We start from the raw sequence: 13,526 nt of genomic DNA on the forward strand, positions 1-13,526 counted from the left end.
GCCGCGCTCACCGCGCTCACCGGGCCGGAGCGGGGCGGTGGCGCGGCACACTGCCGGGGCGGGGCCGCGCTCGCCCTGTTCGGGCTGGTGCTGCTGGCGATGTCGACCATCGGGGCGATGCCGGGCCGGTTGCCGCTGGTGGCCGTACCGCCGCTGGTCGGTGGGATGCTCCTGACCGCGGCGGGGGCGCGGCGGGCGATCGGGGCGGACGTCGCCCCGGACCGCCGGCCCACGCTCGTCCTTCCCCGCGTGCTGCTCCCCGCGGTCGCGGTGGTGGCGGCGACGGGGTGGCAGCTCGCCTCCGGAGCGCCCGTCGAGCGCGCCACCCTGGTCATCGCGCTGGCGGCGGTGCCGCTGCTCGTGCTCCGCGAACTGCTCCGGGTGCACGACCGACGCGCGGCGCGCGGACGGCACGTCCCCGAGGCGGCGGGGAGTGACGGGTCACGCCCGGCCGACGTCCCGGCCGACCGGTCGGAACTGCTGCCGGTCCTCGCCGACCTGCGGGACGCGGCACCGCCCGCAGGCGTCCTGCTCGTCGTCGACTTGCACGGTGGGGAGGCCCACGACCGCCGGTTCCGGGAGGACGTGCTCGCCGAGGCGTGCCGGCGCGGGCGGGCCGTCATCGGCCCCCAGGACCTGGTCGCGGACCTGACCGGCACCGCGCTGGCCGTGGTCACCCGGTCCGGTCCGGTGCGGGCGTACGCGCTGGGCACCCGACTGGTCGAGGTGCTCACCCAGCCCTACCAGGTGGCCGGGATGGTGCTCCGGATCCAGGTGAGCATCGGACTGGCCGAGGTCGCCGGGGTCGCGCCGGAGGACGTGCTGCGCCAGGCCGACCTGGCCCGGCGGCGCGCGGTGCAGCTCGGTCGGGACCGCGTCGAGTGGTACGACGCGTACCTGGAGGAGCAGCTCGTCCGGCGGCTGGACCTGGAGCGTGAGCTGCCCGGTGCGGTCGCCCGGGGTGAGCTGGACCTGGTCTACCAGCCGGTGGTCGGCCTGGTCGACCACCGGCCGGTGGGGACCGAGGCCCTGCTGCGCTGGCGCAGCCCGGTGCTCGGCACGGTCCTGCCCGGCGAGCTGCTGCCGGTTGCCGAGGACCTGGACATCGTCGGTGAACTGGGCTGCTGGGTGCTGGACCGGGCCTGCCGCCAGCTGGCCGCCTGGTCCGGTGCGGGCCGGGAGGACCTCTGGATGGCGATCAACGTGACCGTCCGGGAGCTGGCCGCGCCGGACTTCGTGCCCCGGACGGCGGCGGTGCTGGACGCGTACGGGGTGGTCCCCGAGCGGCTGGTGATCGAGGTGTCCGAGCCGCGGGTCGCCGCCGACCTGCCGACCGTGGTGGCCCGGCTGGCCGGGCTGCGGTCACTGGGCATCCGCACCGCGCTGGACGACTTCCGGGCCGAGCACGCCTCGCTCAGCCAGCTGCGCCGGCTGCCGATCGACCTGCTCAAGGTGGGTCCGCAGGTCGTCGAGCCGGATGCCGCCCCGCAGCGCCCGCTCATCGACGTCGTGGTGAACGTGGGTGACCGGCTGGGCGTGGAGATCGTGGCCGAGGAGCTGGAGTGGCCCGCGCAGGTGGACGGGGCCCACCGGGCCGGCTGCCGGTACGGGCAGGGTTTCGCCCTGGCTCGCCCGGCCACCGCCGAACGGGTCGAGGCGTACTTCGAGGAGTTCCCGACCGCGTCCCGCTGACATATCTGAACCGGTTCACCTGACCCGGGGCGGTGCGGTGCTGCCGCGCGGGGTGAGGTGCGCGGTCTCGTCCTGGAGAACGCCCACCTCCGCGCCGCCGATCACCGACAGGAGCTGCCGGGCGGCGTGTGCGCCGTACGCGGGGATGTCCCGGCTCAGCGCGGTCAACGGCGGATGCACCAGCTGGCAGAGCGGGGAGTCGTCCCAGGCCACGATGGACAGGTCGCCCGGGACGGAGAGCCCCATCTCCTGGGCGACCGACAGGCCCGCTATGGCCATCACGTCGTTGTCGTAGATCACGGCGGTCGGCCGGTCCGGAGCGCTGAGCAGCCGACGAGTGGCGCGCGCGCCCTCCTCGCCGGTGTAGTCCGACGGCACGGTCACCGCGTCGGGCAGGTCGAGCCGGCGGCACACGCGGGCGAAGGCCTCGGTGCGGATCTCCGTGTGCAGCAGGCCGGGGAGCCCGCCGACCCGGGCGACGCGACGGTGGCCGAGCGCTGCCAGGTATTCCACCGTCTCGACCAGCGCCGCCGCGTCGTCGGACCAGACGCTGGCCAGCCGGCCGGTGCCGCCGGGGCCACCGATCACGACGGCCGGCAGGCCCAGCTCCTCCAGCACCGGCACCCGCCGGTCGTCGGCGCGCAGGTCGCACACGAGGACGCCGTCCACCCGACGCTCACCCCACCACCGCCGGTAGACCGCGATCTCCGCGGCCGGGTCGGCGACGACCTGGAGGGTCAGCGCGTACGAGCGGGCGGACAGCTCCGCCTCCACGCCGCTGATCAGCTCCATGAAGAACGGCTCGATGCCGAGTGTGCGGGCGGGCCGGCACAGGGCCAGGCCGATCGCGTCGGCGGTGGACCCGGAGAGGGCGCGGGCGGCGCTGCTCGGGTTGAAGCCGATCTCCGCGGCGATGGCGAGGATCCGTTGCCGGGTCGCCTCGGAGACTCCGGGCTGGCCGTTCAGCGCGTAGGACACGGCGCCCTTGGACACCCCGGCACGTCGGGCCACGTCGGCGATGGTCGGCCGCTTCACCGGCGTACTCCTTGTCTCCGCCCGTGACGGGCGGTCACACCTGTGCCGGCCTCCCGGCGCAGGTGGTCACACTCCGGGTGGCGGCAGTCGTGGGTCGACCCCGTTCGGCGAGAGCGCCGAGGGATCGTAACTTGCTCGGTTAAGCCTACGGTCCCGGGCGTGATGAGGGAACCGCCCGGGCTGGTCGGGGCTGCGCGAAAGAGCGCTCCACCACGCATGGTCACGCTCCCAACAGTCCTTCGGCGCTCTGTCGAGGCGGTGCCGTTAACCGGCCGTTGACACACCCGAAGTCGAGTCGTACGGTGGCGTCACTTATCCGGTTCAGTCAACGTCTCTCGATGTCGGGAGCGTTCCCAATTGTTGCCCGGAGGATGACATGAAACGGTCCTGGAAAACCTGGGCCCGCGCCGTCGCGGCGGGCTCGGTCGGCTTGGCCCTGCTCGCCGCGTGCAGCGGCAACAGCGGCGGCGGCTCCGACAGCGGCGACGGCCAGGTCACCCTGAAGATCAACTTCTGGGGCGACTTCGGCCTGGACGAGCTGAAGAGCCGCTACGAGGCCGACAACCCGAACGTCAAGATCAGCCTGAACACCGGCGAGTACAACGCCCAGCACGAGGACCTCCAGAAGAAGCTGATCGCCGGCTCCGGCGCGCCGGACATCGCCGCCATCGACGAGGGCTTCGTGGTCCAGTTCCGCGGCCAGGCCGACAAGTTCGTCAACCTGCTCGACAAGGGCGCCGGCCAGTACGAGAGCAAGTACCTGCCCTGGAAGTGGAAGCAGACCCTGACGCCCGACGGCAAGGCCCAGATCGGGCTCGGCACCGACGTCGGCGGCCTGGCCATGTGCTACCGCACCGACCTCTTCAAGGCCGCCGGCCTGCCCACCGACCGGGACCAGGTCTCCGCGCTCTGGCCCACCTGGGACCAGTTCATCGCCGTCGGCCAGCAGTACAAGGCCAAGAGCGGGAAGAAGTTCATCGACTCCGCGACCAACATCTTCAACCCGGTCCTCGGACAGCAGCCGGTCGGCTTCTTCGACGAGAGCGAGACGCTGAAGATGGACGGCGGCCCGAAGGCCGCCTTCGACGTGGCCGCCAAGATGATCGGCGCCGACCTGTCGGCCAACCTCACCGCCTTCTCGCCGGAGTGGAACAGCGGCTTCGTCAAGGGCAACTTCGCCGTCCTCGCCTGCCCGGCGTGGATGCAGGGCCACATCAAGAACACCGCCCCCACCACCCAGGGCAAGTGGGACGTCGCGGCGATCCCCGGCGGCGGCGGCAACTGGGGTGGCTCGTTCCTGACCATCCCCAAGCAGGGCAAGAACGTCGACGAGGCGTACAAGTTCCTGGAGTGGCTGGTCCAGCCCGAGCAGCAGATCGAAATCTTCAAGAAGGTCGGCAACCTGCCGTCGCAGCCGGCGCTCTACCAGGACCCGGCGATCAAGGACTTCACCAACCCGTTCTTCAGCAACGCCCCGGTCGGTCAGATCTTCTCCAAGACCGCCGAGAACCTGACCCCGCAGTACCTCGGCAAGAAGAACGGGCCGACGCGGGTCGCCGTGGAGAACGTGATCAACCGTCTGGCCACCGGAAACCTGAAGGGCAAGCCCGACCAGGCGTGGACCGAGGCGATCAAGGAAGCCGAGAAGGCCGCCAAGTCCTGACGTACGCCCGGGGGTGGGGCCGTCCGCCGCCGGCCCCACCCGCCCCGCGGACCGCTCGTCCCCCGGAGGTTCCGATGTCCACCACCCGCGCCGTCCCCGCGGCGTCCCGGCCCGGCCGTCCCGCGGACGCGACGGCCCCCGTCCGCCGTCCCCCGGACCGGGCGGGCACCTGGCGCAGCCGCCTCTACCGCTTCGACGTGCGGTACGTGCCCTACCTGCTGATCGCACCGTTCTTCCTGCTCTTCGCGGTCTTCGGGCTCTTCCCGATCGTGTTCAACGGCGTGGTCGCGTTGCGCAACTGGCGACTCGACGACCCGACCCTGACCGGCTGGGCGGGCTTCGCGAACTTCGCGCGGCTGCTCGACGACGGCGACTTCTGGAACGCGCTGGGCAACACGTTCGGCATCTTCGTGCTCTCCACGGTGCCGCAACTGCTCCTGGCGCTGATCGTGGCGTCCCTGCTGAACCGGAAGCTGCGCGCGCAGACCTGGTTCCGGGTCGGCGTGCTGCTGCCGTACATCACGCCGGTCACCGCGTCGACGCTGATCTTCACGGTGGTCTTCGCCCGGGACACCGGCGTCGCCAACTGGGTGCTGTCCCTGCTCGGCGTCGGCGAGACCGCGCCCATCGACTGGCGGTCGACGAAGTGGGCGTCCTGGATCGCGATCGCCACGATGGTCAACTGGAAGTGGATCGGCTACAACGCGCTGCTCTACCTGGCCGCGATGCAGTCCATCCCGCGTGACGTGTACGAGGCCGCCGCCGTCGACGGCGCCGGTCCGTGGCGTCAGCTGTGGCGCATCACCGTCCCGATGATCCGGCCGGTGGTCATCTTCACCGTGGTGCTCTCCACCATCGGTGGACTCCAGTTGTTCACCGAGCCGATGCTCTTCGACGCCAACCCGGCGCTGGCCCAGGGTGGCGACGACGGGCAGTGGCAGACCATCGCCCAGCTCATCTACAAGGTCGGCTGGCGGGACCTGAACCTCGGCTACGCCGCCGCGATGTCCTGGGCGCTCTTCCTCATCATCCTGATCGTCGCGGCGGTGAACGCGCTGATCACGAACCGGCTCGGAGGTGGGAAACGGTGAGTGACGTCGGCACCCGGCGGGCGGCCCTGATGGGCCGGGCCCCGCAGAACACACCCGGCAGCCTCTGGAGCTACCTCTTCCTCGCCGTGGTGATCGCCTTCTCGGCGTTCCCGCTCTACTGGATGTTCGTCATCGCCACGAACACCGACGAGGCGCTGGCGAAGATCCCGCCGCAGGTGATCCCCGGTGGGGAACTCGCGACGAACCTGCGCGAGGTCTTCTCGATGCAGGACGTCTTCTTCCTCCAGTCACTGGTCAACAGCGTGATCGTCTCGTCCGTGGTGACCGCGTCGGTGCTGTTCTTCTGCTCGCTGGCCGGCTTCGCGTTCGCCAAGCTGCGGTTCAAGGGGCGCAACGCACTGATGGTCATGGTCATCCTCACCATGACGGTGCCGAACCAGCTCGGCGTGGTCGCCCTCTACATCCTCATGGGCAAGATGCCCGGCGAGGGCGGCTGGAACGGCACCCTGCTCGCGGTCATCGTGCCCGGACTGGTGAGCGCGTTCGGCGTGTTCTACATGCGCCAGTTCATCCTCGACGCCGTGCCCGACGAGCTGATCGAGGCCGCCCGGGTCGACGGCGCCAGCACCATGCGCATCTTCTGGAGCGTGGTGGTGCCGGCGGTCCGGCCGGCGATGGCGGTACTCGGCCTGCTCACCTTCGTCGCCACCTGGAACGAGTTCCAGTGGCCGTTGATCACCCTGGGCGGCACCGACTACCCGACCTCGATGGTCGCGCTGTCCGACCTGGCCAGCGGCAACTACGTGCTCTACCGGCGGGTGCTGGCCGGCGCTCTGGTCGCCACCCTGCCCCTGCTGATCATGCTGTTCATCGGTGGGCGTCAGATCGTCCGCGGAATCATGGAAGGTGCGGTGAAGTCGTGACCCCGTTGTACCAGGGCTGGACCCTGCGGGCCGTACCCGGACCGCAGGTGCCGGCCGGGATCGCCGACCGGGCGGTGCCGGCCACCGTGCCCGGTTGCGTCCACACCGACCTGCTGGCCGCCGGGCTGATCGAAGACCCGTACCTGGACGCCAACGAGACCGGCCTCGGCTGGATCGGGCGCACCGACTGGGTCTACGAGACCACGTTCGACCGTCCGGACGGCGCGCACGACCGTGTCGACCTGGTCTGCGACGGCCTCGACACGGTCGCCACGGTGACCCTCAACGGCGTCGAGATCGGGCGCACCGCGAACATGCACCGCGGCTACCGCTTCGACGTCGGCGCGCTGCTGCGGCCGGGGGACAACACCCTGGCCGTCCGGTTCGACTCCGCGTACCGCTACGCCGAGGCGCAACGCGACCGGCTCGGCGACCGGCCCAACGCGTACCCGGAGCCGTTCCCGTTCATCCGTAAGATGGCCTGCAACTTCGGATGGGACTGGGGACCCACCCTGGTCACGGCCGGCGTCTGGCGGCCGATCGGGCTGCACGCCTGGTCCGCCGCCCGGCTGGCGACCGTCCGGCCGCTGGTCACCGTCGACGGGACCGACGGCCGGGTCGAGCTGCACGTCGAGGTAGAGCGTGCCGCCGACGCGCCGCTGACCGTGCGGGCCGCCGTCGCCGGCGGCGCCGCCGAGGCCACGATCCCGGCGGGGGAGCGGACCGCCGTCCTGACCAGCACCGTCCGCGACCCCGAGCGGTGGTGGCCGAGGGGGTACGGCGAGCAGGCCCGCCACGACCTCGACGTGACCCTGTGCGGGCCGGACGGCGCGACGCTGGACACCTGGAGCCGGCGCGTCGGCTTCCGCTCGGTACGCCTCGACACCACCGAAGACGACCACGGCGCCGCGTTCACCCTGTACGTCAACGACGTGCCGGTCTTCGTTCGGGGCGTCAACTGGATCCCCGACGACGCCTTCCCCAGCCGGATCACCCGGGAGCGGCTGGCGCACCGCTTCGACCAGGCGATCGGCGCCAACATCAACCTGCTGCGGGTCTGGGGCGGGGGCCGGTACGAGTCGGAGGACTTCTACGACCTCGCCGACTCGCTCGGCCTCCTGGTGCAGCAGGACTTCCTCTTCGCCTGCGCCGCGTACCCGGAGGAGGAGCCGATCGCCTCCGAGGTGGCCGCCGAGGCCGCCGAGCAGGTGGTCCGCCTCGCCCCGTACCCGTCGCTGGTGCTCTGGACGGGCAACAACGAGAACATCTGGGGCTGGCACGACTGGGACTGGCAGGAACCGCTGGCCGGGCGCACCTGGGGCCGGGGCTACTACCTCGACGTGCTGCCCCGGACCGTCGCCGAACTGGACCCGACCCGCCCGTACTGGCCGGGCAGCCCCTGGTCCGGCAGCGAGGACGTCCACCCCAACGACCCGGCGTACGGCACCATGCACATCTGGGACGTGTGGAACACCGACGACTACACGAAGTACCGGGCGTACGTGCCCCGGTTCGTCGCCGAGTTCGGCTGGCAGGCGCCCCCGGCGTACGCGACGCTGCGGCGGGCCCTGTCGGACGACCCGCTCGCCCACGACTCGCCCGGCATGGCCCACCACCAGAAGGCCATCGACGGGGATCGCAAGCTCCAGCGGGGGCTGGACGCGCACCTGCCCCCACCGGCCGACTTCGACGACTGGCACTACCTCACCCAGCTCACCCAGGCCCGCGCGATCCAGGTCGGCATCGAGCACTTCCGGTCCCACCGGAGCGTCTGCTCGGGCACGATCTTCTGGCAGCTCAACGACTGCTGGCCGGTGACCTCGTGGTCCGCCGTCGACGGTGACGGCCGCCGGAAACCCCTGTGGTACGCGGTCCGACGCGCGTACGCCGACCGGCTCCTCACCGTGGCACCGGGCGACGGCGCGCTGACCCTGGCGGCGGTCAACGAGACCGGCACCCCGTGGCGGGGCCCGGTCACGGTCACCCGGTCCACCCTGGACGGGGAGCCCCGGGCCAAGACCACGCTGGAGCTCGACGTGCCCGCCTACGCCTCGGTCGTGCTGGCGCTGCCGACGGACGTGGCGGGGCCGGACGAGGCCGACCGTGAGCTGCTCGTCGCCGAGGCCGACGGTGCCGCGCGGGCGCTGTGGTTCTTCGCCGAGGACCGCGACGTGCGCTGGCCGGCGGCGGCCCTCGACGCGACGGTGGAGCCGGTCGACGGCGGGCAACGGGTCCGGATCACCGCCCGGACCGTGCTGCGGGAGCTGACCCTGTTCCCGGACCGTCTCGACCCGACGGCGGAGGTCGACGACGCCCTGGTGACGTTGCTGCCGGGGGAGTCGATCACGTTCACCGTGACGGCCGGCGGGCCACTGGACCCGGCAGCCCTGACCAGCCGCCCGGTGCTGCGCTGCGTCAACGACATCTGAAAGGAAGGGCCCCTCCTTAACGCCTGCGGTGGAGGAGGGGCCCTCTCTTGACACACGCCACGAGGGAGAAGCCGATGCGGAGAAGGCTGGCCGGCGTACTGCTGGCCCTGATGGGGTTGGTGGCGACGGCGGGTGCCGCGCCCGCGACCGCCGCGCCCACGACGGCGACCGGCGACGACGGCGCGCGGCACGGCGGCGGGTTCGTCACGCGCCAGGGCGACCGGCTCGTCCTGGACGGCAAGCCGTTCCGGTTCGCCGGGACCAACAACTACTACCTGATGTACAAGTCACCGGCCATGGTCGACGACGTGTTCGCCGACGCGAAGGCGGCCCGGTTCACGGTGCTGCGGCACTGGGGCTTCCTCGACATCGGCACGCCGGGCGGCACCGACTCGGTCGTCGGCCCCTCCGACGGCGTGTGGTTCCAGCACTGGGACGGGGAGAAGCCGGCCTTCCACGACGGCCCGGACGGCCTGGAACGCCTCGACCGGGTGCTCGCCTCGGCCCGCCGGCACGGGATCCGGGTGGTGATCCCGCTGGTCAACAACTGGCGGGACTTCGGCGGCATGGACCAGTACGTCCGCTGGCGCGGCGCCGACCACCACGACGACTTCTACACCGACCCGGTGATCCGCGGCTGGTACCGCGACTGGGTGTCGCACCTGCTCAACCGGGTCAACACGGTGACCGGCGTGACGTACCGTGACGACCCGACGATCCTGGCGTGGGAGCTGGCCAACGAGCCGCGCTGCAAGGGTTCCGGGGTCTACCCAACCTCGCCGGAGTGCTCCACCGACACGATCACCGCGTGGGCCGACGAGATGAGCCGGCACATCCGGTCGATCGACCGGCGCCACCTGATCGGCGTCGGCGACGAGGGCTTCTTCTGCGACGACCCCGCCGCCGAGGACTGGACCGTGAACTGCGGTGAGGGCGTCGACGCGGTGGCGCTCGCGTCCCTGCCGGCCGTCGACGTGCTCGGCTACCACCTGTACCCCGACCACTGGGGCACCGACGCCGACTGGGGCGTGGCCTGGATCGAGCGGCACAACCGCGAGGCGCGGCGGATCGGCAAGCCGGCGCTGCTCGGCGAGTTCGGCTGGAGCGACAAAGCCACCCGCAACCCGGTCTACCAGCGGTGGACCGACGCGTTCATCCGCAGCGGCGGCACCGGCTTCCTGTACTGGATCCTCTCCGGCGTCCAGGACGACGGCACTCCCTACCCGGACTACGACGGCTACACCGTCCACTGCCCGAGCCCGGTCTGCACCACCCTGACCAACGCCGGCGACCGCATCCGCCGCCACTGGCGGCCGCGACCGCCGGTCGCCGACCACGACATCGCGACCACGCAGGCCGGCACGCCGGTCACCCTCACCCCGACGAGCAACGACATCGCGTACGCCGGCAGCGTCCGCCCGTCCACAACGGACCTCGACCCGACGGTACGCGGACAGCAGCGCGTCGTGCCCGTGGCGGGCGGCGCCTTCGTGCTCACGGCGTCCGGGGCGGTCGTCTTCACCCCGGCGGACGGGTTCCAGGGTCGGGCCGTCGCCTCGTACACGGTCCTCGACCGGGCCGGCCGGCGGTCGAACGTCGCCGAGCTGACCGTCACCGTCAAGCCGGCACCGGGGGACCCGATCCGGCTCGCGTCCTGGGAGACCGGCGTCGAGGGCTGGGCACCGGGCAACTGGCAGACCGACGCCGGCACCGTCGCGCAGACCGCCTCCTTCCACACCGACGGTGGTTTCGGCCTGGAGGTGGCGGCCACCGGCGGCGGGTGGTTCGGGGTGACCCTGCCGTCCCCGGTCGACCTGTCCACGTCCGGTGTCCTTCGCTACGACCTGCGCACCTCGGCGTCGGCGGGCACCTCGTCGGCGATCGCGGTGCAGACCGGTGACGGCTCCGCCTGGTGCCAGTCGGTGTTCGGATGGGTGCCGCAGGGGACCACCACGACGGTGGAGGTGGACCTGCTCGACGAGATGTCCTGCGACGCGGCGGCCCTGGCCGACGTACGCGGGGTGCTGATCTGGGTCAGCCCGGGCACCCACGCCCTGGACAACCTGCGCGCCGAGTAGGCGGGCGGACGGTACGCGGCCCCCACGTCCGGTGGGGGTCGCGTCGCGTACCGTGCGCGAGATGCACACGATGTCATTGATATCGGCCTGAAAACCTCACCCGGACACCCCGATGTCAATGACGTCGAGTCGATCTTCTCCCGTCCCGCCTACTCGGGGACGCGGCGGTAGGCGCCGTCGCTGGCCGAGGTCGCCATCGAGGCGTACGCGCGCAGCGCCGCCGACACCGGTCGCTGCCGGTCGACCGGGGTGTACGGCTTGTCGCGCTTCTCCTCGGTCACCCGTCGCGCCGCCAACTCCTCGGACGGCACGTCGAGGGAGATCGACCGGCCCGGGATGTCGATGACGATCTCGTCCCCGTCGCGCACCAGCGCGATCAGGCCGCCGGAGGCCGCCTCGGGTGAAACGTGCCCGATGGACAGGCCGGAGGTGCCGCCGGAGAACCGGCCGTCGGTGAGCAACGCGCAGGCCCGGCCCAGGCCCCGGCCCTTGAGGAACGAGGTGGGGTAGAGCATCTCCTGCATGCCCGGCCCGCCCTTCGGGCCCTCGTACCGGATCACGACCACGTCACCGGCGACGATCCGCTTGTTGAGGATGGCCTCGACCGCGTCGTCCTGCGACTCGAACACCTTGGCCGGGCCGCGGAACGTCAGGCACTCCTCGGGCACCCCGGCGGTCTTGACGACGCAGCCCTCCGGCGCCAGGTTGCCGTGCAGGATGGCCAGGCCGCCGTCGGCGCTGTACGCGTGGCCGAGGTCCCGGATGCAACCCTCCGCCGCGTCGGTGTCCAACGACGACCAGCGGTTGGTGGTGGAGAACGGCTCGGTGGTGCGCACGCCACCCGGCGCGGCGTGGAACAGCTCCACCGCCTCCGGCCTCGGTGACCCGCCCCGGACGTCCCAGTCGGTGAGCCACTGCGCGAGCGAGGGGGAGTGCACGCTGTGCACCTGCCGGTGCAGCAGGCCGGCCCGGTCCAGCTCGCCGAGGATGGCGGGGATTCCGCCAGCCCGGTGCACGTCCTCCATGTGGTACTGCGGGGAGTTCGGCGCGACCTTGGCCAGGCAGGGCACCCGGCGCGAGATCGCGTCGATGTCGGCGACGGAGAAGTCCATCTCCGCCTCCCGGGCGGCGGCGAGCAGGTGCAGGATCGTGTTGGTCGACCCGCCCATCGCCACGTCCAGGGCGACCGCGTTCTCGAACGCGGCCCGGCTGGCGACCGCGCGGGGCAGCACCGAGGCGTCGTCACCGTCGTACCACCGCTTGGCGATCTCCACGACGGTGCGGCCGGCCTCGAGGAAGAGCGACCGGCGCGCGGCGTGGGTGGCCAGCGTGGAGCCGTTGCCGGGCAGCGCGAGCCCGATCGCCTCGGTGAGGCAGTTCATCGAGTTGGCGGTGAACATGCCGGAGCAGGAGCCGCAGGTCGGGCAGGCCGAGCGCTCGATCTCGCCGAGCTGGTCGTCGGTGACCGCCTCGTTGGACGAGGCGATCATCGCGTCGATCAGGTCGATCTTGGAGTGGACGATCCCCTCGATCGCCACCGTCTTGCCGGCCTCCATCGGGCCGCCGGAGACGAAGACGGTGGGGATGTTGAGCCGGAGCGCGGCCAGCAGCATCCCGGGGGTGATCTTGTCGCAGTTCGAGATGCAGACCAGGGCGTCCGCGCAGTGCGCGTTGACCATGTACTCCACCGCGTCGGCGATCAGCTCCCGGCTCGGCAGGGAGTAGAGCATGCCGCCGTGGCCCATCGCGATGCCGTCGTCCACGGCGATGGTGTTGAACTCCCGGCCCACCCCGCCGGCCTCGGCCACCGCGCCGGCGACCAGGCCGCCCATGTCCTTGAGGTGTACGTGGCCGGGGACGAACTGGGTGAAACTGTTGGCGATGGCGACGATCGGCTTGCCGAAATCGTCGTCGGTCATCCCGGTGGCCCGCCAGAGGGCCCGGGCGCCGGCCATCGTCCGACCGTGCGTGGAGGTCTTCGACCGCAGCTCAGGCATGCCTACCAGTCTTGCACCGCCACCGCGGCACCCGGCGGGTGTGCGGGCCGTGTCCCAACAGTTGCACACCCGGCCCCCCACGACGGGCACGCATCCGCCACAGTTGAGGACGTGCACGCATCCCCGGGCATGGTCACCGTCGCGGTGCTGAGCGGCCTCGTCGCCGTCTCCGCCGCGCTGCTGCTGGCCGTCGGCGCCCGGCGACGCGCTCCGCAGCACCGGCCGGCGTACCTGCTCCTCGCCGTCGCCGGCGGCTTCGCGCTGGCGAGCCTGCTGGTCGGCGCCGTCGTGGCGCTGGGTGCCGCCGGGCACGGGAGCCACACGCCCCGGACGGGCTGGGCCTCGGTCGTCGCGGTCGGGGTCGCGGTGAGTGGGCTGCTGTTCTGCGCCGGCCTGCTCCGGCTGCCCGGCGTGGCCCCGACGGCGGGTGCGGCCCTCCGGCTCGGTCTCGACGGGCTGATCATGGCGACCGCGCTGTGGTTCGTCGGCTGGGTGCTCTTCTCGCGGCCGACCCGGCTGCTCGGCGACGCCACTCCGGTGGCGTGCCAGCCGATCCTGCTCGCGACGGTCGCCTCGGCCCTGACCGCCGGCCTCGCCATGATCGTGGTGTTCCGCGCTCCGCCGCCCCGGCACCGGCTTGCCGCGCTCGCCGCCGGC

8 protein-coding genes and 1 pseudogene are annotated in these 13,526 nt (G+C 72.0%); 7 read left to right on the forward strand and 2 right to left on the reverse strand.

Features of this window, described 5'->3' with window-relative positions; translation table 11 throughout:
• Positions 1-1,692, forward strand: a 1,692-nt coding sequence (locus AB0I76_RS10985) for a GGDEF domain-containing protein (RefSeq protein ID WP_357033186.1), incomplete at its 5' end; no start/stop codon positions are given.
• A 15-nt stretch (positions 1,693-1,707) separates the two neighbouring features.
• On the opposite strand, the gene AB0I76_RS10990 is transcribed toward AB0I76_RS10985, so the two are convergent.
• Entirely contained in the window at positions 1,708-2,727 is a 1,020-nt protein-coding gene (locus AB0I76_RS10990) for a LacI family DNA-binding transcriptional regulator (protein ID WP_357033189.1), read from the reverse strand.
• 376 nt (positions 2,728-3,103) lie between these two features.
• On the opposite strand from AB0I76_RS10990, the gene AB0I76_RS10995 reads away from it, so the two are divergent.
• The 5 genes from AB0I76_RS10995 (at position 3,104) to AB0I76_RS11015 (ending at position 10,872) form a co-directional block, all read left to right on the forward strand.
• Positions 3,104-4,390 (forward strand): extracellular solute-binding protein, encoded by a 1,287-nt coding sequence (locus AB0I76_RS10995; protein WP_357033192.1) that lies wholly within the window; start codon positions 3,104-3,106, stop codon positions 4,388-4,390.
• A gap of 74 nt (positions 4,391-4,464) precedes the next feature.
• Entirely contained in the window at positions 4,465-5,481 is a 1,017-nt protein-coding gene (locus AB0I76_RS11000; RefSeq protein ID WP_357033196.1) for a sugar ABC transporter permease, read from the forward strand.
• A gap of 29 nt (positions 5,482-5,510) precedes the next feature.
• Positions 5,511-6,365 carry a carbohydrate ABC transporter permease gene (locus AB0I76_RS11005; protein WP_357033209.1) on the forward strand — a complete coding sequence of 285 codons (855 nt, stop codon included), beginning with the start codon at positions 5,511-5,513 and terminating at the stop codon, positions 6,363-6,365.
• Positions 6,362-8,794 (forward strand): glycoside hydrolase family 2 protein, encoded by a 2,433-nt coding sequence (locus AB0I76_RS11010; RefSeq protein WP_357033200.1) that lies wholly within the window; start codon positions 6,362-6,364, stop codon positions 8,792-8,794. Before AB0I76_RS11005 ends, AB0I76_RS11010 begins: the two co-directional genes overlap by 4 nt.
• Positions 8,795-8,868: 74 nt before the next feature.
• The gene (locus AB0I76_RS11015) at positions 8,869-10,872 is read left to right on the forward strand and encodes a cellulase family glycosylhydrolase (protein ID WP_357033203.1); all 2,004 of its coding nucleotides are present in this window, start codon (positions 8,869-8,871) and stop codon (positions 10,870-10,872) included.
• Positions 10,873-11,021: 149 nt separating this feature from the next.
• Here AB0I76_RS11015 and ilvD read toward each other — a convergent pair whose 3' ends face one another.
• Entirely contained in the window at positions 11,022-12,869 is a 1,848-nt protein-coding gene (gene ilvD / locus AB0I76_RS11020) for a dihydroxy-acid dehydratase (RefSeq protein ID WP_357033206.1), read from the reverse strand.
• Between the two features lie 111 nt (positions 12,870-12,980).
• Here ilvD and AB0I76_RS11025 point away from each other — a divergent pair.
• Positions 12,981-13,526: pseudogene (locus tag AB0I76_RS11025) on the forward strand (GGDEF-domain containing protein); the annotation flags it as partial.

Source organism: Micromonospora sp. NPDC049799, from assembly GCF_040656655.1.
In the GTDB taxonomy this organism is placed as follows: domain Bacteria; phylum Actinomycetota; class Actinomycetes; order Mycobacteriales; family Micromonosporaceae; genus Micromonospora.